This is a genomic window from Succinimonas amylolytica DSM 2873 (assembly GCF_000378405.1).
Classification (GTDB): domain Bacteria; phylum Pseudomonadota; class Gammaproteobacteria; order Enterobacterales; family Succinivibrionaceae; genus Succinimonas; species Succinimonas amylolytica.
Map to the genome: position 1 here is coordinate 310,276 of NZ_KB899637.1, position 22,257 is coordinate 332,532.

Consider the following 22,257-nt stretch of genomic DNA (forward strand, 5'->3'; position numbering starts at 1 on the left):
GACTGTGGAAATATGAACTTCAGCAGTTTGCAGACGAAACTAAACTGGCGATCAGCGTTTGCCATTTCCCGCCAGGAACATCAAAATGGAACAAAATTGAACATCGGCTATTCAGTCAAATTACAAAAAACTGGCGTGGGCATCCCCTTGTTAGTTTGCAAGTGATAATAGATCTTATTGCCGGAACAACTACAGCGACCGGACTGAAAGTGGTGGCAAAAGCGGATGAAAAACAGTACTCAACTGGAATCAAAGTGTCTGATGAAGAATTTAAATCTTTGAACATAGTTGGTGATGAGTTTCACCCTGATTGGAACTACACAATCAGCCCGAATTTGTAAAGTTTATTTATGCACAGTTCCTAAGGCATGCTGTAATATTCCCGAAATAGTGTGCAATCAGCACCTGTTCGGCCTATAATAGGCTATTATGTGATCTATTTCAAATTATTGCCATGACCAGAACAACATTGGCTCCGGCTTCCGGAGCACGTTCCCGTATTGCCGGAACCTGGGCTTTTATCCAGGGCTTCATGATCATCCTGCTCTGCCTTTTTGCAGGAAAGCTTATTGCCGCGTATCTTCCCTTTGTGTTTCCGGGAACCATTATCGGCCTGTTTATCCTGTTTCTGCTCCTGAACTTCAAAATAATTTCCGTGCCGCGGGTCATGGATGCGGGGGCAGTGCTGATGGCAGGAATGCCGCTTTTTTATATTCCGGCGGCTACCGGCATTGTGGATTATCTCCCGGAGCTCCGGGATTCCCTTCCGGTAATCCTGATTGCGGTAATTCTGGGAGTGGTCCTGATAATACTGGGTACCGGAGGAATCTTTCAGTACCTTGCGGAAACCCCGAAGGAGAAGCTCAGACGAAAAGCGCTTTTCAGAAGAGCCCGGAACATCAGAAGCATCAGGCGGAGCCGGAGACTGACCGGAGTATCCGGGGAGGGCGGCCATGACTGACCTTGCTGACAGCATTCTTGATTTTGCCGCCGCACATCCGGTGGTGATTATTGCCACTCCGGGAACCGTGCTCCTGTACCTTCTGATTATTAAAATTCACAAAAGGTTCCGGCTGGGGCTGCTAAACCCGCTGCTCCTGACGATGCTGGTTCTTATAGCCATCATTCTGCTGGCGGGAGTCAGCTACGGGGAGTACCAGAAGGGCAGTGCTCCCCTGAGCTTTCTGGCGGAAACCGCTATTGTTGCTCTTGCTCTGCCGCTGTACCAGAAATGGCCCATCATAAAAAAGTATGCGCTGCCGGTGGTGCTGAGTTCGGTGATGTCCATTCTGATAAGCTTTCTGACCGCCTTTATTCTGGTAAAGTGCTTTGGTCTGGATTACCGTTATACCGCTACGGTAGCTGCAAGATCCGTTACCATGCCCATTGCCATGGATGTGGCGGAGCGCCTGGGCGGTTTTCCGGCAATAACCGCTTCCGTGGTCTGTCTTGCTGGGATTGCCGGGGCAGTGCTGGGATTCCCGCTTCTCAGACTGTTTCGGATTCGGGACTCCAGGGCGCAGGGGATTGCCATTGGTGCCTGCTCCCACGCCGTAGGCACTTCGGAAGCGGCCCGGCATGGCATAACCGAAGGGGCGTTTTCATCACTGGGGCTTATTCTGTGCGGCATTCTGACTACCCTGACCTGCGGTTTTATCTGGCAGGGGCTTTTGTGGCTGGCCGGAGAATAGGAGGGATATCCGGAAAATACGGCGAATTTTTAACCGTTTTGGGGAGATTTTACAATAATGTTTACAAATCTCTTGCTTTTCGGGAATTTGTCATTATAATTGCCCATGTCTTCAGGGGATTGCCAAAACCCCGAAGTTATCTGTAATGGGGCCTCTGGTTCTCTCGTATTCTCAGGTAGCATAATTGGTCAGGTTCGGAAGGAAGCAGCCAGGGTTATCTTGAGGAGTACCGGGATGTAGCTAGGGGTCTCTCCATTTTCAGGGCGGTGATTTTCCAGTAGCCGCACTTCTCTATTTTCTTCTCTTTCCTGTTTCTTTCTCTTCTAATGCAGGTTTTGCCGTACGCTGTTTTCTGCTGCCGGTCCGGCGGTGTTTTTCGGGATGGCGCATTCTGAGCTTTCCGGAAAGAGTCCCTTCCTGCTGCGAATAACCGGAAGGGGGCTTAGGCCAGAATAATGTCCGGCCGGAACAGCGGCGGTTCAGACTCCGCAGGGAACAGAAACCGCTGATGGCGAGGGGCAGCTGAGGGAAACAGCTACAGCTCGTAATTGTAAAATTGCTGCCGGTATCCCGGTCTCTCCAGAATGGCAATGGCCTGTTCGGCATGCTCCCGGGTGAGGCCGTATTTTTTTACTGTTTTCCCGAGCCAGTTCTTCTTGTGCGGGTACCTGGTGCAGGTGGTCACCACATTGCCCTGCAGAAAGCCCCAGTTCCAGAACGATTCGTCATCCAGGATTACATAGGATCCGATGGTGTGGTATTTCATCAGCCATTTCCGGATTTCATACGGCCGGGCCCCGGCCCCGCTCTCACGGGACAGTGGGGTGATGCCGCTGATGGTCAGACCTTCCTTTTCAAAGGCGGCGAGGAGAAGCGGCAGATTCTGTTCTCCGGGAATGGGACCGAATTTCACATGTCTGTAGTAAACACCCCTCCAGGAGCTGGAAAGGATAATTTCGGCACCGGTCTCCCGCACAATGTACCGGAGATTCCGCACCATATCCGGATCGATGATCACTCCGTGGGATCGGGCGTCGCCGTCGTCATTCAGAACTCCGTCAATATCCAGAAAGATTACCTTGTAAAAAGGGATTTCCGCCTCACTGTCAATACTGGCGTCCGAAACCCTGATTCCCTCGTAATATTCTCTTTGGGCGTGGAGCATCCGGCACAGGCGGTGGGTAAGCGGCGGGTAGTCCACATAGTACTGTATCTGTTCCGGATGCGCGAATTCCGGATTATCCGTGCTCATCCAGATAAAATGCCCGGGAAAATCGTAACGGTAGTCTCCGGTGCTCATTACTGCGTAGCGCACCCTCTGGCCGTCCCCGGCGACGAGATAGTCTCTGACGAGAGAAATGAAATGTTCTCTGTCCCGGTAAACCAGAATATCAGCCGGAGTGCTCCAGAGTCCGTCTCCGAGTTCGGGGAGCGTTTTTAAGGTGAAGGGTTCTGTCAGAAGATAAACCAGCCGGGCTCCCTGAAATATCCGGTAATCCAGAAGCTTCGGAATAACGTTAGACGACCAGACCTTTCTTATGTATTCCAGCTGCATGTCATTGCAGTCCGGCACCATCTTCTCCAGAAAGTCCTTCGCGTGGAAACGGAACCGGAATTTTTCAGTAATCCAGGATCTCTTTTCGGGAAGGGGCAGGGCTGAAAATGCCGCCTCCTCCGGCACGGCTGCCAGTAATGATGAAATATCCAGAAATACCATTTTCTCGCTTTCAGAGTCGCGGCTTTTGATTTGCGGGACGTTCATTTTGATTGTTAACTCCATTCGCATTTATATACATGGGGCATCAGTAAAGATGTCATAATCAGGAATATAATGATTATAGAGGTGTTTTGACAGGCAGTGCAAGGAATATAGATAAAATAACCTGCATATTTAAATAAATTCCGGTATGTAATCGCAATATGATGTTGGTAACGCCAGATACCGGTATAATCCCTGAAGCTCCGGATATCCGGAAGTCCGGAAAAATCCGCACTGGCTCCGTAAGCATCCCTGTAAAGGTCCGCCGGAATCCGGTCCGGGTGTTTTGGGGTGTTTCTGAAAACATCCCGGATTTCCGGATGCTCCGGAGGATCTTCATCACAAAAGGGAGCGTTTTAATAATCTTGCTTTGACCAAAGCCTTTTCAGCAGGTAATTTGCAGAAAGATCTGTTCCGGGGCGGTATCAGAATCCCTGAAGTCCCGTGCGGCGTTCTGGCGGAGGAATTCTATGACTGCGGATTATCGTGCTATTTTTACTGAAAACGGCTCTCTGTACGGCAATGAGTATATTGTTCCGGATCCCCTTACAACAGAGTTTCGGCTGCGTTTTCAGACAGCTGAGGAATGCACTCCCCGGGTGCTGAAAGTTCTGGAAATCATGATTCCGGAGGAGGCTCCCATTTACTGCGAGGGCTACCAGATGCTTTCCCTTACGGCGGGAACTTTTGGGCATCCCCGCCAGACTGGCCGTATTGACGAGGTGCGGGACTATCGTCTTTATGACAGCCGGGATGGTATTCTGGGGGCCAATTTTTTTGCTTTTTATGCAGACGGACTGTGGCATCTTGTGGGAGCCACTTCCTGTACCGAAACGGATATTTTCTTCCGGAAGAGCAGCGGAGTTCTGGAGATTTACTGGGAGCTGGGGGATATTACCGTGGCAGCCGGATCGGAGTATGAATCGGAGTATATCTGTTTTCTGACCGGAAGCTCCCGGGATGAAATCCTGGATGAATACGCCAGGAGAATCAATGTCCGCATGCCGCCACTGTCCGGACGGCGCGATACCGGCTGGTGTTCCTGGTACGCTTATTATGCCGGCATTACCGAGGCCCGCATCCGGGAGAATCTTGACATTATGGCCGCGGAGTGGCCCGAGCTCCGGATTATGCTTATTGATGACGGCTATCAGCCCTTCATGGGGGACTGGCTGGAATCCTCGGAGCGCTTCCGTTCCGGAGTAAAGCTGATCTCGGAGGATATTCTGGCCCGGGGCAAATGTCCGGCTCTCTGGATATCCCCCTTTATTGCCAGCGGGGGCTCCCGGCTGTTCCGGGAGCATCGGGACTGGTTTATCCAGGGGGATGACGGCGTGCCTCTGGCGGCCGGAGATATTACCTACGGCGGCTGGCGGGATACTCCCTGGTATCTTTTGGACACGTCGGTTTACGAGGTCAGAGAGCACCTGGCCAGAGTGTTTCGGATTCTTAGGCGGGATTACGGGATCTCCTGTTTCAAGCTGGATGCCTGCTATTTCGGAGCGCTGCCGGGAGCGCGGTCATCCCGGCCCGGAGTTACCTGGATTTCCCGCTACCGCCTGGGACTTACGGCTATCAGGAGAGGCGCCGGAGAAGATGCCTGCCTTATCGGGTGCAACGCTCCCCTGTGGCCGTCTCTGGGACTTTTAAATGTCATGCGTCTCGGTGATGATGCCGAGCGGCGTCAGGAGCGGGCGGTTCTCAACTGCGAAATGCTGCGGTACCGCTACTGGATGGCGGACATGTTCTGGACCATGGATCCGGATGCGATTCTCACGGCGCCGCTGGAGGGAACACCCCCGCCGGAGACGGCAGTCCGGGTTATGACAGCCCAGGCATATGCGCTGGGCGGAATGCTGATGCTGGGGGACCCTCTGGGCGGGACCGGATTTCCGGGAGGGGAGCGCTTCTTCAGAATGCTTTTCGGGCAGGTGCGGGACCGGAAACGGGCGGTGCCGGTAAACCGGGCGCTGACGGTTTTCAGGAACGACGCGGGGGCTGTTACCGTGTTTGGCGGTAACAGCGGAGAGCCTCTGGCGGCGTACCGGGGGATGTTCCGGGTTTTTGCCGGAAGAGCCGCGGCCGAGGAGGATGCGGTGCCCGCGGGAGACGCGGAAATTCTGGTACCGGAAGGACTTTTGCGTAATCTCTGAGACCGGGGGAATCGCTGCTCCGTTTCTCCGTTTTTCCCCTGATTTATGCTGAATCCGCAGCAGGCTCTCCGTTTTCTGATTATGATCGGGCCGTCATCCTTGTATTCCGCACTCTGCATAGCGGGCCTCAGGAAGCGTTTTTTGCACTGTCTTGCGAAGATATCCGTTTTTGGATAAAATCTGCCCAGTTTTTGGAAGAGAACCGGTAGTCACTGCCGGAAGGGATAGATACAGCATGCAGTGGATTGACATTGTAATTCTGGCAATACTGGCCATCAGCACTCTGGTCAGCGCCTTCAGAGGTTTTATAAAGGAGATTCTGTCTCTGGTGGCCTGGCTTATCGCCTTTTTTGTGGCCAGCAATTTTTACGAGCCCATGGCGAAGCTATTCACATTCACGGATGACAGCAAGGTGCAGATTGCCCTGGCGCTGGTGGTGCTTTTCTTTGGAACTTTGATGATTATCGGTCTTATTAATTATCTGGTGACCACCATTCTCAGGAAGACCGGTCTTTCGGGAACCGACAGAATGCTGGGCATGGTATTCGGACTGGCCCGCGGTGTCATCATTGTCCTGGCAGTGGCCATGTGTTTTCAGCTGATCCTGAAGTACGGCTTTTTCGAAAAGATTCCGGAACAGCCGTGGTATTCCCATGCCGTGGTTCTTCCGGAGGTTAACAAGATGGCAGTTAACGCTCTTAAGTATTTCGGCCTTATGTAGCATCCTTCCCGGGTATCCGCCGGCCGGCCGCACAGGACCTTTTTAAGGTATCTCAGGCCGGCGCTCCTTTTTATGCTCCCGGTTCGCTGGTGCTGCATTTCTGTTTGCAGGCCGGGGCTTCTGCGGCTCCTCCCCCGGCCGGCCATTCTGGAAAGGCCGTTCCGTTTTGGAAGAAATTCACCTGGATCCCGTCCCGTTCTTATTTCCCGTTTCATTTTGCACCCCCGGAAATTCGCTGCGGCACTCTGCGTTTTCTGTCAGTTGCACCTTAGACACCTGCAGCAGAAAGGGATTGTTGCGTTTTGAGATATATGTCACAAAGTCGGGGCGCGATTTTCCCTCAGGAAGGGTGCCGGGCCGGTCAAAAAAATAATGAAATCATTTCCCGAAAAACCGTTATAATACCGGAAATAAGTCACGCTACGGTTGCGGTGCCGCGCCTGATTTTCCGGACATAAATGCTGTTAAGGCCTTTTAAATCCGGGGCGGGGACCGTTTCCTGTTTTTCAATACATTAAAAGGATATCAGCATGTGCGGTATTGTCGGCATAGTGGCCACTTCCCCAGTTAACCAGTCCCTTTATGATGCTCTTACTGTTCTTCAGCACAGAGGTCAGGATGCGGCCGGTATTGTTACCGTCAATGACGGCAACTTTAAGCAGCGCAAAGCCAACGGCCTCGTCAAGGATGTGTTTGAAACCAAGCATATGTACCGTCTGAGAGGCAATATCGGTATCGGTCATGTGCGCTACCCCACTGCAGGATCTTCCTCCGCAGCCGAGGCTCAGCCCTTTTACGTTAACAGCCCCTTCGGTATTACTCTGGCCCATAACGGCAACCTTACCAATGTCCGGGAGCTCCGGGAAAAGCTCAGCGAATTCCGGAGACATACCAACACCACCTCTGATTCCGAAGTGCTTCTTAATATTTTTGCGCACGAAATTGACATGTGCAGTTCGGGAACGGTGCTGACTCCCGATGCGATTTTTGCAGCCGTGAAGAATGTCAATTCCATGGTGCGGGGGGCCTATGCCGTAGTTTCACTGATTATCGGGGCCGGCATTGTGGCCTTCCGGGATCCTCATGGCATCCGTCCGATGGTGATCGGCAGAAGAACCGGAGAGGACGGTAAAACCGAATACATGGTGGCGTCCGAAAGCGTGGCACTGGATGTTACCGGGTTTGAGCTTATGAGAGATGTGGCTCCGGGCGAGGGGGTGTTCATTACCGAATCCGGAGAACTTCATACCAGAATCTGCGCTGACAATCCCTGTCTGAATCCCTGCATTTTTGAATACGTGTATTTTGCCCGTCCTGACTCCATTATGAACGGGGTTTCCGTTTATGCTGCCAGAGTGCATATGGGCACCATGCTTACCGAAAAGATCCGCCGGGAATATGCGGATCTTAAGATTGACGTGGTAATCCCGGTTCCCGAAACCAGCTGCGATATTGCCGTGGAGATTGCCCGCAATCTGGGCATTCCCTACCGCCAGGGCTTTGTGAAGAACCGCTACATCGGCAGAACCTTCATCATGCCGGGTCAGAAGCAGCGGAAGAAGGGGGTGCGCAACAAGCTTAATCCGATTCCCGCCGAATTCCGGGACAAGAGAGTGCTTCTCGTGGACGATTCCATTGTCCGGGGCACCACCTCCGCCCAGATTGTGGAGATGGCCCGGGAGGCCGGTGCCGCTGAGGTGTACTTTGCCTCTGCCGCTCCGGAAATCCGCTATCCCAATGTTTACGGTATTGACATGCCCTCCAGCAGGGAACTGATTGCCTACAGCCGTGATAATGACGAAATCTGCCGTCTTATCGGCGCTGATGCTCTGATTTACCAGTCACTGGAGGACCTGAAGCGGGCAGTCATGCTGGAAAATCCTGAGCTTAAGCGTTTTGAGACTTCAGTGTTTGACGGCGATTATATTACCGGCGATATTGACGAAGCCTATCTTGATTTTCTGGATTCCGTAAGAAACGACGATGCCAAGGCCGACAAGGCCTGGACCGATTCCACTGAAAATCTGGAAATCTATAACGAGCCGTAACGGAAGCCGCTTTATATCACGAAGCCGGGATATCCCTCTGGGAGCCCGGTTTTTTTTGTGGGTGTCTGGCAGAACGGGCCGTTTTTTATTGACGAGGCTGCAATCCGGGGCTATTTTACGAGAAGCTGCTGATTCGGCAGCTGTAAATCCTGCCCTGACAGCACAGGAAAAGGGGAGGACGCACTGGAGTTTTCTGGATACTGTCAGCCCCGGCTTTCAGAAAATTGCTGTCCGGATACAGACCTTCCGGTGTTTTTTCCTCACCGGTCTTTTTCGAGATAACACAATTTGTAACAAATTTGCAGGATTTACCAGGGAACATGATCCCCGTCTGTTCTGTCATAATGAGAGAACCAAATTCAGAACAAGCTGGAGCTCCAGCATAAGGAATGACTATGATTATCAAACACTGCAAGTCTCTGATACTCGCTGCCTGTATTGCTCTGACTCCGGTTGCCATGACCGGGTGCACAGCTTCCGGCGAGCACCTGAGTGCCTATAAGAATCTGCGTACCCAGCTGAGCTATTCCCAGACCTTCAGAATTCCCTCCGACGGTCATGAGGTGGTGTATCTGGGAGTCCGGGATCTTTCCGGTGTCAGTATGGAGGCGGATGTTTCCCACTATCTCCGGGAAGCCTTTTTAAGTCATCCCGGTTTTACCATGACCACAGATCCCAAACAGGCTACTCTCCGGGTCTATGCCACCTTTAAGCCCGTGCAGGGAATCAGCAGAAATGCCACGGGCGGCGTTCCGGTGGGAGCTGTTGCCGGGGCTACCGTGGGATCGGTGATTGCCGCCAGCCACCGGGATCTCTACTGGAGACCTGAGGGCAGTCTCCTGGTACTGGGACTCGGTCTTATCGGGGCCGGTATCGGCTATGCCGTGGAAAGCGAAATCAAGATTGACCGGGTAATTATGTCCATGGATCTGGAGGTGGAGCATTCTGATCGTCCGTACTCTGCCAGAAGCGGGGACTACGACACCTACAGGACCACTGTTACCTGCTCCGGTGCCCAGATGAACATGAATTACCGCAGTGCCAAGCCTGAAATGCTCAGAGCAATGGCTGACGGCACCGTAAATATGCTGTTTTTCAGATAAACGGGAACAGTACCGGCCCGCGCGGCCGGAATCCCGTTCGCGAAGCCCGGCACTGCCGGGCTTCCCGCTGAAAGGGGGCAGAAAGAAGAGTTTTCCGGTACAGGTCACAAAAAAGTTCCGTTTTTTGCCGGAGTGCCGGGTCCGCAAACACATATAAGGCGCCTTGTGCTATCATTACGCTGTTTTTTAACGAGGTGGAAATTACCATGAAATTACGTTCACTTTTTCTGTCATTAGTCGCCGGCCTGACTCTGGCCGGTTTTGGAGTTCCCGCTGCCGCTGCTCAGTTCAGCGACAGTCAGAAGGCTGAAATTGAAAATATCGTTTACAACTATCTTCTCAATAATCCCGATGTGATGATCGAGGTGGGAGAAAAGCTCAAGGCCAGACAGGCGCAGATTCAGGAGGCCGAGAGAGAGAAGGCGGTCAAGGAAATCATTGCCAATCCGAACATTCCGCAGTCCGGTGCGGAGAAGCCCAGGCACACCATTATCGAGTTCTTTGACTATAACTGCGGCTACTGCAAGCAGGCCAAGCCTCATACCATGAAGATCCTCGAGAAGCGCAGCGATGTGCGCTATTACTATCTGGAATTCCCGATTCTCTCCGAGATCTCCTATACCGCAGCCCGGATTGGCGTGGCCATCTATGCCATGAATCCGGAGCTTTATGTGAAGTACAATAATGAGCTTATGACCAGAAAGTCCCGTCTCCAGAACGAGGTGGAGATTCAGGCTGCCGTGGAGCAGCTGGGTCTTAAGTGGGCCGAGGTGCAGACTCTGGCCAAGTCTCCTGCTGTCAGCGACGTGCTGAGTCAGATCAGAACCCTGGCAGACAAGATGCAGGTTACCGGCACGCCGTCCTTTATCATAGACGGTGTTCCGATGCACGGTGCTCCGCGGTCCGTTGACACCATCGAGTCCTACTTCAAGTAGACGGATACTGCGGTTCGGTTCCGCATGCAGTTTTATTCACCTGGCCCGCCATGATGTACGGCGGGCTTTTTGGCAAATATGAGAGAACAAAATCATGATATCCAGAGAGGATCCGGATTTTTCAGCCCTGGTTAAGAAAACGGCCAGGATCTTCTGGCCCGCTGACGAAAGCGACAGTGCTGACGGCATTGCCGGGGCCATTCTTGCTCTTATGGACACCATAGCCGACCGCAACGGCCGTCTGGAGTCCACGGAGGATCCTGTTTATCAGGAAGGTCTCCGGGTTCTGGCCTCCAGAATTGAGGACTACCGCCGGGACAATGCGGGCCTGTCCAACGCGGAGGCCTGGCTGGAGATCTACGGTATCGCCGGCGCCATGACCCAGGAAAGAGGGCGCCAGAAAAACCCCCTGGAGGCTCTGGCCCTGACTCTTAACGGCATGTATCCCGACAACAGCTATGACGATACCGGAAGGATTGTCAGAAGCAGCGCTCCGGCAATTGCCGGTCTTCTTGGAAAGGGTTTTGCCCCGTCGCCGCTCTCGGGAGCCGGGGAGAATCCTGAGGCCGAGGTTTTCCGGCAGCAGGTTCGGGAGCGCCGCACCGTTTCAGCAGGCGAGGCCGAGGTGATTTTCGGGGCTTTGAATCTTCTTCTGGTAAACCTGCGGGCGGCACCGGCCGGTGAAAGCTGAGAAGAGCCGGGAGGACAGCGCTGGCACAGTCTTCTGGTAACAGATCTGGTTATGCGCTCTAATGGCGGAAGAAAGATAGCAGAAAGGGGAGCCCTTTAGGCTCCCCTTTTAAACTGCCTGTCCGGGCAGTATGAGCATTATTGGAGACAGAAGCGTCCCGTCAGTGTCAGACGCCTTTTGCCTTTCTGTAGGCGATGATGTCGCTGATACTGACCACGGTCATGCTGTGATTCAGGGCAAATGCCACTACCTGCGGCAGCCGGGACATGGTGCCGTCATCGTTGGTGAGTTCGCAGAGCACTCCGGCGGGGACAAGTCCGGCAAGTCTGGCCAGATCCACCGATGCCTCAGTGTGGCCGTCTCTTTCCAGTACTCCGCCTTCTCTTGCTGCCAGCGGGAATACATGCCCCGGATGATTGAGATCCGCCGGAACGGCAGCAGGATTGGTGGCAGCTCTGATGGTGGTCAGCCGGTCGTGAGCGCTGACTCCGGTAGTGACGCCCCGGGCAGCTTCAATGGTAATGGTAAAGGCGGTGCCGTAGGAGCTGGTATTGTCCTTGACCATCTGCGGGAGCTCCAGGCGATCCAGCTGGCTTCTGGGCATGCACACGCAGATAATTCCGGAACAGTAGCGGATCATCATGGCTACCTGGGCTTCGGTGATGGTCTCCGCCGGAAAAATGATATCACCCTCGTTTTCGCGGTTTTCGTTATCCACCACAAGAGCACCCTTGCCGGCTCTGAAAGCCTCCAGTGCCAGTTCCACGCGCTTTATCGGATCGCTGTCAAAAATATCCAGCATGTTTATTTGACTCACGGTATATCTCCATTCTGAGTTCGTAAGTCAGGGCAGTTGTCATTGCTTGAGGAGTTGATTTGCGAACTTCTCTTTCATCCGGACTTTTACCGTCGGCCTGGTAATCGCAACCAGTCATGCTTGCGCTCGTGGGCTGTACCACCGGTGGGGACTTGCACCCCGCCCTGAGAATTTATGTAATCCGAAAAGGCCATCCCGAATCGGGGAAGGACTTTCCTCTGTGCGGTCATTATTATACTTGCCGCTGTGTTTTTTACAAGAAGGACGGCTTCCGGCGGGAAAACTTCCCGGAGAACGCCGGCCCTATACGCCCCGGGCATAGGGATCCCAGATGAACTTGTGGAGCTGAAGCTGAACCCGGACTCTTGAAATGTTTATGGTAGCGGCCCAGGACAGCATTTTTTCCACAATCTCCCGGGGATCCGTGCGTCCGAATACCGGAGAAAGGTAAACCAGGCAGCGGGGATCGTAGCACTTCAGAATCTCGGCTACTCTTTCAAAGTCGGCCGCTCCTCCGATGACAAATTTCAGGGCATCCCAGGGGCGCAGGACGGTGATGTTCCGGAGATACATCCGGTTTTCCTCGCCGGAGCAGGGTAGCTTGTAGTCGCAGCAGAAAATAATTCTGCCGTTCGGATCCAGCTCTGTAAAGGGCCGGAGGTCAATAGATCCGTTGGTCTCGATATTAATGCGGTATCCGGCATCCAGAAGAGCGGCAATCAGAAGTCCGATATCCCTGGCATAGAGAGGCTCGCCTCCGGTGAGGGTAACGTTGCTGATGCCGCGATGCCGTCTGATTTCTGCGATAATGTCCCTTGCGGGCATAAGCATGCCCTGATCCCGGCTTCTGGCATACTCGGTATCGCAGTAGGAGCAGTGCAGATTGCAGCCGGAAAGTCTCAGAAAAACTGCGGTTTCTCCGGTAAGAGGGCCTTCTCCGTTAATGGAAGCGAATATTTCGTTTACCCGGAATGAGGGCGCGGAACCCGGAACTCCGGACGGACTGGCGCTTCCGGCTTCCCGGTTTCCCGGAAATGATGACTTAATCTCGTTCATAAATTGCAATATTGTCCGGACTTTCCTGCACATCCACCCGGTAGCACTTCTCGCCGAGGGTTTCGCAGACCCAAAGGGCAATGTTTTCCGCAGTGGGATTGACACTGATGACCTCATTGAGCACCTTGTGATCCAGAACGCTCTTAACCTTGCTCTTTATTTCCGAAAAGTCCATGACCATACCGTTCCGATCCAGTGCGGGACTTTTCAGGTAAACATCGATAACCCAGTTGTGCCCGTGCATGCCGGTGCATTTGCTGGTGTAGTCCAGCTTCAGGAAATGGGCTGCGCTAATAATGATGCGCTTTTTGATTTTAAACATGCTTTTAAACCTCTTCCGGGGTTTCCAAAGGGTCCCGAACCCCATTTCTGTGAAATGCTTCAAGTCTGTCAATGCAGGTACCGCATTTTCCGCACGGCCGGTCACCGCCCTCGTAGCAGCTCCAGGTAAGTTCATAGGGGACCTTAAGCTCCAGTCCCAGTTTTACGATATCCGCCTTGTTCATGCTGATAAACGGCGCATAAAGACGAACCTCGTGTCCGGTTCCTTCATAAATGGCGGTATTCATGGCGGCGACAAATTCCGGAGTGCAGTCAGGGTAGGCCCGTCCGGCGGCATCGTCCCGGTGTGCGCCGTACCAGACATCGGAGGCTCCGAGACTCTGGGCGCAGGCTGCGGCTGCTGACAGCATGATACCGTTGCGGAAGGGAACATAGGTGGAAACGGTTCCGGATCCGCCGAGAGCCTTAAGCTGCTCCGAATAGCTGGCGTGCACGATGCTGTTTTCCGAATGCCGGAGCAGAGCGCTCTGGCTGTGCGCAAAGATCCCGGACAGATCCAGAAGCTGGGTGGACACTCCGTAGTGGCGGGCGATATCCGCGGCGGATCTGATTTCCCGCTGATGCTTCTGTCCGTACTGAATATTGAGAGCGAACACGCTGTCAGAACCGTGCATTTTCACAGCCTGTGCCAGACAGGTAGAGCTGTCCAGCCCCCCGCTTAGTAACACTGCCACTTTCATAAAACACCTCCGAATGTGCATTCTATCACATTATAACCGAATCTTTTGCGGATCGTCCCTGGTGGTCTCCGGACACAAAAAACGGGATATCCGCAAGAATATCCCGCAGTCAGGGATTTCAGGGGAACGCGGCCATAGCGGAGCGTTCCAGCCGGTAAAACCGGAGAAAGCCCGGGATTAGTCGCTTTCGAACAGCTCGCGTTCCTCGGCGGCATCCAGTCCGGGGGCCTCGTTTTCCTCAGGCTCGAATCTGCCGGAGTTTTCGGGAAGCTCGGGCTCGTCGCTGCTATGGAACGGAATTCCTAGTCCGTCGTAAAGCGCCTTGATTACCAGGTTCTTTTCCCTGGCGAGCACAGCCATCCCGTGTCTGGTCAGCGGATTTACATTTGCCTCAGGATCCTCGTCATCGGCTTCGCCGCTCTCTCCCGGATCTTCGCCAGTATCCGGAGAGGCTGTTTCCGGAATGAGCCCCAGAAGCTCAGCCTCGGCCTCGGACATCTTCTCAGGGGCGTTTTCCTTTGTGCCGTCCTTCCGGTTCTGGGCAGCGGATTTTTTATTGCTGTTTTCAGCGGCGTTATCGGAAATGTCTTTGAAGATATCGTTCTCCAGACTTTGCTCTTCCTTGCTCAGCACCTCCTTGTACCAGGGAGCTGCAGCATTGTCAAAATCGTCCAGAAGATCAATGGTGATTTCCGGAAGCTGGGTTTTCATGCGGAAGATGGTGCGTACCGGCACAAAGTTTCCGCCCGGAAGCTTCATGGTGTTTATTTCCTCCATGGAGAACTTCCGGCCGATGTTCTTTTCCTCGTCACTGGAAAGGGTGGTGACGTTGTTTTTCATCAGGGTGTCGATATAGGTTCCCAGATCCGCATACACCCGCGCCGCTTCCTGTCCCAGTTCTTTCCGGATGTTCTGAAGCTTCATGTGCAGGTTGCGGAGATCCATGGAGTTCTTGTAGGTTTCCTTAAGGAGCTCGTTTCCTACCGGGAAGCGCCTGGTTTTCCGTTCCTCGGTAAACCAGGCGATAAAGGTCTCCAGGCGTTCCTCCTCTTCGGAGAATACGATGTTGACTTCGTTCACGGCATTGTTGAGAAGTCCCTTGAGCCGGTTCACGGCATGAGTCTTTTCATTTTCAATGCTTTTTACGGTGCCGGTTTTGTAATAGAGATCCTCGATGACATCGATCTTGCCGGACTTTTCCGCGTCGCCGGCAGAAAGAATGATCTTGTCCTGGTACTTCACATACAGCGGATAGCCGTAGTAGACTCCGGCCCCGAAAAAGCCGATAAGAAAGAGCGGCAGGGCTACGGTCTTCCAGTAGCGCTTGATAAAGCCGCGGTCGGTTTTGATCCAGTGCTGCTTTCCCATCAGGGCCTTTACAGATCTGCCGGGCAGGGTGAGCACTCCCAGAATAATGCTGAAATGAGCCCCCAGTACTCCGTAGGGCAGTGCAATAAGGGCTGCCTTTGTGGCAGGGTACCAGGTGGTTCCCTCGGTAAGGGACAGGGCGTAGTTCATCATGGCCGCCCAGATTCCCATGGTGTCTCTCAGGGAGGCCAGAAGTCCGGTGAAGGAATCGGGTGTCTGAGTTACGGAAACGGCCAGGGTTCTGAAGGCTGCTTCCCCGTCCAGGTGCGGGCGAAACTGCATGAATGCGATAACGAAGCACACCAGGCCGGACAGAATGGCTGCGAAGCTTCTTCTGTAGAACGGAAATACCGAAGGATACCGGTCTTCCTTGTAGAACCTTCTCAGGGGCGGCAGCATGAAGATAATGGTGGCGGCAAAAGTTACCGTCAGGGAAAGAGTCAGGGTGTTCAGGGCTTCGGAGCTCTGGATCAGAAGTCCGTACCAGGCCATAAGTCCGGTCAGCACGAAAACAAAGGATTCCGAAAGCTGCTTTTTAGTGGCGTATACCAGACGCTCGCTTATCTTGCGGGCTTTCCAGCCGCTGCCGAGCTCCTCGTTGAGAATAACTCTCTTGTATCTGGTGTAGACAGCCCGGGGGAGGTACCAGAAAAGCACCGTGGCGACAATCAGGTAAACCGAACGGCCTTCCAGACTATCGAAAGCATTGCCGATGCGGTACACCAGCCACAGGATCAGGCTGACAGCGGCGAACCGGATACAGCGGTAAAGCAGTTTTTCCTCGGCAAGGGAGGTGAGTGATTCAAATTTAGTCATATTTTGTATAGCTTGCGATGCCAGAACATCTCTGTTTATTAATCTTCGGTATTTTACCGCAATTTTTACGTCTGATGAAATTTGAAAAATCTCGGCACTTCGGGGGAGGCGCAGAACCCTATGAACCACCGGGGAGGTGATACTGGGCAGAATCAGAGTCTTCCTGCCGGGAGTTTGGGGAAGCGGGCTTCAGCCAGAATTACGGTTCGCAATCCTCATTTGAAGGCTATAGCGGTATGGTCGGACTGGTTTTCTGAGGGCTTTTTCCGGACCGGAAAATCCGGATACAGAAAGGCCCGGCCGTTTCGGAACGCATCTGAAAACAGCCGGGCTTCCGTTTTTCCGTCGTCAAAGTCAGGTTCAGCCGGCGTTAAGCATGAGCTGGCAGGCCTCAGGCAGCACCTTCTTGGGCTTGGGCTGCGGCTTGGGTGCCGGCTTAGGCTTCGGCTTCGGGTGCTTAAAGCCCTCCAGCCAGGAATCTACCTCCTTTCCGCAGCCGTCTCCCTTGGGCGGTTCCGCCTGGCGCTCGCAGTCCGGTGTTCCCGGAGGGCAGGCAAGTCTGATGTGGAGATGAGAGGTGTGCCCCCACCAGGGACGAATCTTTCTGAGCCAAGAGCGATCCTCATCGGGATGGGTCTGTTCGCAGGCGAACTTCTTTATGGCAGGGCTTACGAAAATGCGTTCTACCCGGTCATCGCTGGCAGCGTTGCGGAGCAGGGAGTAGGCATAGCCGTCCATGTTCTTGTTGACACTGAGCAGGTTGTCGTTAACCACCGGAAGCGCCCAGGGCTTGGCCAGCTGCTCTTTGGTGAGACGTTTGTTATCCTTGATCATCCGGAACCAGATATCCACATCCAGACCGATCTGGTGGCTGGCATGACCGCCCTTGAAGGGACCGCCCCGGGGCATGCTCATGTCCCCCACCAGGATAATCCGCTTGTCAGCCAGCTCCCCGTCGTTCATTTTTGCGGCGAGATCGTTAATAAAGCTGATAAGCACGGGGTGTCCGTAATAACGTCTGTTCTGAGGCCGCAGCACCTGATAGTTGGGGTTTTCAAGCTTCAGAGGGACGGCTCCGGCAATACAGCCGTTGCTGTAGCTTCCTATGGGACGGGGGGCGGGAGCCTCCAGCGGGGTGGTAAAGCTTCCCCAGGAAAGAGTTCCTGCGAGCAGCATTGATGATAGCAGCATGTAATCTCCTTGAGGTCTTCTGAGACAGCGGCCTTCCTGTGCTGGTCTTTACAATAAGATAGCGGACCAGCGCGGGAACGTGCGAATGTTTTCCGGTCATAGATTCATAGGTTGTGCGGAATCCCGGGAGCAGTGGCCGTACATGATATTACGGACTGATAATGTCCTTTCCGCTGCCGGTTATCGTACGAAGGATTCATGATACTTTCAGGCTTTCTGAAGCGTCAATATATTTTGAGCGGAATGGCTACCTCCCGCACGTTCTTTAGTTTGGTGCTCCCAGAGCAGGCGGGCTGACTGAGCGGCTGTTGGCCGGTTCTGCCGCTGACCGGATAAGGGGTCTTTCTTGATTTTCAGGCGGGCCGGAATATAAAATTCCCCGGGAAAAAGCAGGAAGATAACCTACAGGTATTTGTAAAGTGGAAAAAGGCAATAATTTCGGGGCGCTTCCGGGACCGGCCGCGGAAGATGAGGTTCGGGTTCCGGACATTTCCGGAGCGGAGCTTCCCTCCGGATTCAGGGTAAGAGAAAGAACGGGGACGGTTTCCGGAGAAGCGGACATTTATTCCTGTGCCCGGGGATTCGGCACGGCCGACTATGCGGTCAGGTACTACTGCCGCGGGAATGCTGTTGATGAAGGAGTTCTCGCCAGACTCGGGGAAAACAGGCATCCCGGAATTGTTCCTGTGGTGAATTTCGGGGTGTTCAGAGAGCATCAGTATGTCATCATGCCGTGTTACCGCAGGGGGAGTCTGGCGGATATTCTCCGGGAAGGACGGCGGTTTGCTCTTCAGGATCTCCGGAAAAGGATTATTCCGGCGGTAAACGAGGCGCTGCACCATCTGCACTCTCTTGGAATCATGCATCGGGATCTCCGTCCCTCCCGTCTTATGACGGAAAATACCGGCGACCGGATTGTGCTGGAAGTCTCCGGTTTTGTCCCGGAAACAGCAGCCGGAGTTTCGGGATTCGCTGTGCCGCGGCAGGCATATGCGGCTCCGGAGACTATCCGGGGGGAATACCGCATTGAAAGTGATTACTATGCTCTGGGCATAACGGTTTACGAGCTTTTCACCGGACAGACTCCTCTGGAAAACAGTTCTCTTTGCGGAGAGGCTGGCACCCCGCAGGCTGTCCCGGACGCGATTTCCTTTCCGGAAGGGTTCCCGGATGAACTCCGGGAGCTGGTAACCGGCCTGACCTGCCCGGATTTTTCCTCCGGAACGGCAGCGGCCGCTTCCGGGAAACGCTGGGGCTATCAGGAGGTCCGGGACTGGCTTAAAGGGCGGCAGAGTTCTAGGTCCGGGGAGGAGGCGGGCCTGGTATCCGCCGGACCGGGATTTCCTCCCTACAGGTTTGACGGCAGCAGCTATGAAGATGTTTCCTCGCTGGTTCAGGCCATGCTGCTGGAACCGGAGGAGGGAATGGCGGAGCTGAGCCAGGGGGAGCTTTCCCGTCATTTTGACCGCTATGATGCCAGTCTTGCCGAACTGATCAGAAAGGCTGAAACCGAGCAGAAGGAAAGACCGGAAAACGGTCTTGCGATTTTCTGCACTCTGATGTGCCGGATTTGTCCCGGGATCCGCAGACTGTATGCCGGCGGCCGGAGCTTTGCCGGAGTCGGCGAGCTGGCGGAGGCGGTGCTTTCCGCAGTGGCAGCAGGAAATGACAAAAGGCTGGTGTTTCATGTGGCGGAGCTTCTCAGGGGCGGCTTTTTTGGTTTTGCTTTCGGAAGTGTTTTTCACAGCCGGACTCATACGGAGCGCCTGGATCGGGTTATGACCGTGCTGAAGAAGGAGGAATCCCTGTCTCCGGGGGAGATCTGCTGTATTTTCGGGTATGCTTTTTCCGACAGAAGATGCTTCCGGATCGGCGATGCGGTATTTTCCGGGCCGCAGAACTTTCAGACTGTTATGAGAACTCTGGCCAGAAATAATCCGGAAAGATACCGGCTCTTTCTTATGGAAAACCGGAAGGATATCTGTTTTCAGAAAGAGCATCTGCCGGAGTCCCATGGCCGGGATATTATGAAGGCGGTTCTGCGGGATGCTGACAGATTTCTGAAAACAGAGTCCCGGAAAAAACAGTCCTCAGGCGGGAATACTGTTTTTCCTGCCGGCGCTCTGGCGGGGGCAGGGATTATGCTGGCTCTTGTCTGCTGTCTCTGCTGGTTCCTTTTTTCCGGGGATTTTCTGGAAACTCTCCGCAATCTGGGAGAGCGGACGGTTTCCGGAATGAATGCCGCGCCCCGTCCGGAAAACAGCAGGAGCAGAATGCCGGCACCAAGAACCGGGAACGCTGTTCTTGGCGGCGGGAGCGGTACCGGGAGTATCGGTACGGGTTTTGATTATGAAAAAAAGGGAGATTTCGGTTCTGCCCTGAAGATTTTTGAGGAGTCCTGCCGGACCGGAAATGCCAGCGGCTGCAGCCGTGCCGGCTGGTACTACCAGAACGGCAAGGGGGTTCGGAAGGATTATCCCAGGGCGCTTGACCGCTACCAGACCGCATGCGCCGGCGGAGACGGACTTGGCTGCTACAATGCCGGATGGCTGTACGAAAAGGGAACCGGAGTGCCCATGAGCTATGACACTGCCCGGACCTGGTATGAAAAGGGCTGCGATCTGAACAACGCCCACAGCTGCACGGCCCTCGGATATATCTGGCAGTACGGTTTGGGGACTGCCAAGAACAAGGATAATGCCATCAGCTATTTTGAAAGGGGGTGTAAACTTGGTTATCAGAAGGCCTGCGAGATCCGGAAGGCCTTTGTGTTTGTGGAGTAGCCGCCAGGCGGAAAATTTTAAAACGGAGAATTTCAGTGATTGCATTGCTGCAGCGGGTTAATCATGCCGGAGTTACCGTGTCCGGAAGCATGATTGCTCATATTGACAGAGGTCTTCTGGTTTTTATCGGCTTTGAGCGCGGAGATACTGCGGACCGGTCCCATAGACTGTTCGACCGTATTATGAGGTACCGGGTGTTCGGTGATGAAAACGGCAGAATGAATCTCAGTGTCCGGAATATCGGCGGCCGTGTGCTTCTGGTATCCCAGTTCACCCTGGCGGCAGAAACCTCCCGGGGCAACCGGCCGGGTTTTGATCCCGCCATGCCGCCGGACGAGGCCCGGGAGCTCTATGAGGATCTGGTGTCCTATGCCGGAAGTACAGTCCCTGGCACCGCCTTCGGGGAGTTCGGGGCGGATATGAAGGTGACGCTGGAAAATGATGGTCCGGTGACCTTTCTGCTCAGACAGCAGTAGCCCAGAAAAACAGGTTTCTGTGAGACTTAGGACACTCTCCGGATACCAGATTGCCGTTCAGTGCTATAAAAACACCGGTTTTCAGTGTATAATTCCCGATTAAGCGCTTCGGAAAGGGCATGACAGGCGGGAACTCCGCGGAGTACCGGCCTGAGATCGTGGTTTCGTCCGGGGGAGATCCGGAATTTCCGGGCGGCGCGGTCATCGTGACAGACATTTAATTTAGTTGTAAGGTACCGATAATGAGTTGGTTCGACAGAATTCTTGCTCCGACAAACAATAACAACGCCAGCACCCGGCACAATATTCCCGAGGGGGTCTGGACCAAATGCGAAGCCTGTGATCAGGTGCTTTACCGGGCGGAGCTTGAACGCAACCTGTTTGTCTGCCCGAAATGCAATCATCATATGAAAATCAGTGCCCGGGAGCGTCTTATCCGGTTTATCGACTCCGGCAATCAGGTGGAGATTGGCGGAGATCTGGAGCCACAGGATATCCTGAAGTTCAAGGACACCAAGCGTTACAAGGAGCGCATTGTAGCGGCTCAGAAATCTACCGGCGAGAAGGATGCCCTGGTGGTGATCAAGGGCGAGCTCAAGGGGATTCCGGTGGTGTGCTGCGCCTTTGAATTTGCTTTTATGGGCGGTTCCATGGGATCCGTGGTGGGAGCCCGTTTTATCAGGGCCGTGGAAACCTGTCTTGCCGAAAAGAGGGCTCTTATCTGCTTTGCCACCTCCGGCGGTGCCAGAATGCAGGAATCGCTGTTTTCTCTGATGCAGATGGCCAAAACCAGTGCTGCCCTTAATAAGATGGCCGAGGCCGGTCTGCCATATATCAGCGTGCTTACCAATCCTACCATGGGCGGTGTCAGTGCCAGTCTGGCCATGCTTGGCGATGTGAATGTTGCCGAGCCTAAAGCGCTTATCGGCTTTGCCGGCCCCCGGGTAATCGAGCAGACTGTACGTGAAAAGCTGCCTGAAGGCTTCCAGCATTCTGAATTCCTGCTGGAAAAAGGGGCTATCGATGTTATTATCGACAGAAGAGAAATGCGGGAGCGTCTTGCCGGCATTATTGCCAGCCTGATGCATGTTCCGTTCTCTCAGGGCCGGGTAGCTGAGAAGGAAGCTCCGGAGAAGGATTCCGCTGCAGAACCGGAAACGAAAAAGAAAGCTTCCCGCACCGCTCAGAAGAAGTAGCGGCGGCACGAGCCGAAAATTCTGATGAAGCCTGAATCTCACAATGCGGTTCAGGTTTTTTGTTTTCCGGATCGTTCCCCCGGAGACGCAATGCCGGGATTCCCTTGTGCTTGCAGGAGAAATCATCCGGGAATGCTGCAAGCCGCTTTTTTCCATCAATGATCACGCTGGCGATGAATTTTCCGAAGTTCCGGTACCCAGATCCGCTCACTCATGCAGACCGCGGCGCAGGAAGGTAATGACATTCCACAGCCCCCTCACCAGGTACCTGTCTTAAATCATCCTCAATATGGCATATGAGCACCTTCCCCGGGTATTTCGGAGAGGATTTTATGACAGGGCAGGAGGAGTTTTCGGGAAAATTCCAGCGGTGGCAGAACTTCCCGGCCGGTGAAGCTTATATGAAAGTTTCTCTTCTGAATGAGCCATCC

General features: G+C 53.9%; 19 protein-coding genes, 1 other RNA gene and 1 riboswitch. Of the genes, 13 read left to right on the forward strand and 7 right to left on the reverse strand.

Features of this window, described 5'->3' with window-relative positions; all coding sequences use genetic code 11:
* The 4 genes from F557_RS19675 to ffs form a co-directional block, all read left to right on the forward strand.
* On the forward strand, nucleotides 1-341 hold a 341-nt coding region (locus F557_RS19675; RefSeq protein WP_019002238.1), incomplete at its 5' end, for an ISAzo13-like element transposase-related protein.
* 113 nt (nucleotides 342-454) lie between these two features.
* Nucleotides 455-961, forward strand: a complete 507-nt coding sequence (locus F557_RS19680) for a CidA/LrgA family protein (RefSeq protein WP_084761629.1) — start codon at nucleotides 455-457, stop codon at nucleotides 959-961.
* Entirely contained in the window at nucleotides 954-1,691 is a 738-nt protein-coding gene (locus tag F557_RS19685; protein ID WP_019002241.1) for an LrgB family protein, read from the forward strand. The genes F557_RS19680 and F557_RS19685 overlap by 8 nt, the downstream gene beginning before the upstream one ends.
* 152 nt (nucleotides 1,692-1,843) lie before the next feature.
* Nucleotides 1,844-1,940: signal recognition particle sRNA small type (ffs, locus tag F557_RS21835), an RNA gene on the forward strand.
* A 286-nt stretch (nucleotides 1,941-2,226) separates the two neighbouring features.
* On the opposite strand, the gene F557_RS0110835 is transcribed toward ffs, so the two are convergent.
* Nucleotides 2,227-3,453 carry an HAD domain-containing protein gene (locus tag F557_RS0110835; protein WP_019002243.1) on the reverse strand — a complete coding sequence of 409 codons (1,227 nt, stop codon included), beginning with the start codon at nucleotides 3,451-3,453 and terminating at the stop codon, nucleotides 2,227-2,229.
* Nucleotides 3,454-3,920: 467 nt separating this feature from the next.
* Between F557_RS0110835 and F557_RS19690 the strand changes: the two genes are divergently transcribed.
* The 6 genes from F557_RS19690 to F557_RS0110885 all read left to right on the forward strand — a co-directional run bounded on the left by F557_RS19690 (nucleotide 3,921) and on the right by F557_RS0110885 (nucleotide 11,101).
* Nucleotides 3,921-5,603, forward strand: coding sequence for a glycoside hydrolase family 36 protein (locus tag F557_RS19690; RefSeq protein WP_019002245.1), 1,683 nt, complete (start codon nucleotides 3,921-3,923; stop codon nucleotides 5,601-5,603).
* Nucleotides 5,604-5,838: 235 nt separating this feature from the next.
* Nucleotides 5,839-6,324 carry a CvpA family protein gene (locus tag F557_RS0110850; RefSeq protein ID WP_019002246.1) on the forward strand — a complete coding sequence of 162 codons (486 nt, stop codon included), beginning with the start codon at nucleotides 5,839-5,841 and terminating at the stop codon, nucleotides 6,322-6,324.
* A 530-nt stretch (nucleotides 6,325-6,854) separates the two neighbouring features.
* Entirely contained in the window at nucleotides 6,855-8,372 is a 1,518-nt protein-coding gene (purF, locus tag F557_RS0110860) for an amidophosphoribosyltransferase (RefSeq protein WP_019002248.1), read from the forward strand.
* Nucleotides 8,373-8,767: 395 nt separating this feature from the next.
* Entirely contained in the window at nucleotides 8,768-9,475 is a 708-nt protein-coding gene (gene traT / locus F557_RS0110870; protein ID WP_019002250.1) for a complement resistance protein TraT, read from the forward strand.
* A 206-nt stretch (nucleotides 9,476-9,681) separates the two neighbouring features.
* The gene (locus tag F557_RS0110880; protein WP_019002252.1) at nucleotides 9,682-10,410 is read left to right on the forward strand and encodes a DsbA family protein; all 729 of its coding nucleotides are present in this window, start codon (nucleotides 9,682-9,684) and stop codon (nucleotides 10,408-10,410) included.
* A 94-nt stretch (nucleotides 10,411-10,504) separates the two neighbouring features.
* Nucleotides 10,505-11,101 carry a hypothetical protein gene (locus F557_RS0110885; protein ID WP_019002253.1) on the forward strand — a complete coding sequence of 199 codons (597 nt, stop codon included), beginning with the start codon at nucleotides 10,505-10,507 and terminating at the stop codon, nucleotides 11,099-11,101.
* 166 nt (nucleotides 11,102-11,267) lie between these two features.
* Here the strand turns inward: F557_RS0110885 and ribB are convergent, their stop codons facing one another.
* The 6 genes from ribB to mepA all read right to left on the reverse strand — a co-directional run bounded on the left by ribB (nucleotide 11,268) and on the right by mepA (nucleotide 17,371).
* Nucleotides 11,268-11,903, reverse strand: a complete 636-nt coding sequence (gene ribB, locus F557_RS0110890) for a 3,4-dihydroxy-2-butanone-4-phosphate synthase (protein ID WP_019002254.1) — start codon at nucleotides 11,901-11,903, stop codon at nucleotides 11,268-11,270.
* A 77-nt stretch (nucleotides 11,904-11,980) separates the two neighbouring features.
* Nucleotides 11,981-12,094, reverse strand: a riboswitch (FMN riboswitch).
* Between the two features lie 127 nt (nucleotides 12,095-12,221).
* Complete coding sequence (locus tag F557_RS0110900; protein ID WP_019002256.1) at nucleotides 12,222-12,974, reverse strand: radical SAM protein; 753 nt, start codon at nucleotides 12,972-12,974, stop codon at nucleotides 12,222-12,224.
* Nucleotides 12,961-13,296, reverse strand: coding sequence for a 6-pyruvoyl trahydropterin synthase family protein (locus tag F557_RS0110905; protein ID WP_019002257.1), 336 nt, complete (start codon nucleotides 13,294-13,296; stop codon nucleotides 12,961-12,963). The genes F557_RS0110900 and F557_RS0110905 overlap by 14 nt, the downstream gene beginning before the upstream one ends.
* 4 nt (nucleotides 13,297-13,300) lie before the next feature.
* Complete coding sequence (queC, locus tag F557_RS0110910; RefSeq protein WP_019002258.1) at nucleotides 13,301-13,996, reverse strand: 7-cyano-7-deazaguanine synthase QueC; 696 nt, start codon at nucleotides 13,994-13,996, stop codon at nucleotides 13,301-13,303.
* A 177-nt stretch (nucleotides 13,997-14,173) separates the two neighbouring features.
* Entirely contained in the window at nucleotides 14,174-16,180 is a 2,007-nt protein-coding gene (locus F557_RS0110920) for a hypothetical protein (protein WP_019002260.1), read from the reverse strand.
* Nucleotides 16,181-16,540: 360 nt separating this feature from the next.
* Nucleotides 16,541-17,371 carry a penicillin-insensitive murein endopeptidase gene (mepA, locus tag F557_RS0110930; protein ID WP_026297878.1) on the reverse strand — a complete coding sequence of 277 codons (831 nt, stop codon included), beginning with the start codon at nucleotides 17,369-17,371 and terminating at the stop codon, nucleotides 16,541-16,543.
* 419 nt (nucleotides 17,372-17,790) lie between these two features.
* Between mepA and F557_RS21305 the strand changes: the two genes are divergently transcribed.
* From F557_RS21305 to accD, 3 genes are all read left to right on the forward strand, one after another.
* The gene (locus F557_RS21305; protein WP_019002263.1) at nucleotides 17,791-20,154 is read left to right on the forward strand and encodes a Sel1-like repeat-containing protein kinase family protein; all 2,364 of its coding nucleotides are present in this window, start codon (nucleotides 17,791-17,793) and stop codon (nucleotides 20,152-20,154) included.
* Between the two features lie 35 nt (nucleotides 20,155-20,189).
* Nucleotides 20,190-20,630, forward strand: coding sequence for a D-aminoacyl-tRNA deacylase (gene dtd / locus F557_RS0110940; RefSeq protein WP_019002264.1), 441 nt, complete (start codon nucleotides 20,190-20,192; stop codon nucleotides 20,628-20,630).
* A 242-nt stretch (nucleotides 20,631-20,872) separates the two neighbouring features.
* Nucleotides 20,873-21,826 carry an acetyl-CoA carboxylase, carboxyltransferase subunit beta gene (accD, locus tag F557_RS0110955; RefSeq protein ID WP_019002267.1) on the forward strand — a complete coding sequence of 318 codons (954 nt, stop codon included), beginning with the start codon at nucleotides 20,873-20,875 and terminating at the stop codon, nucleotides 21,824-21,826.
* The last annotated feature ends 431 nt before the right edge of the window (nucleotides 21,827-22,257 follow it).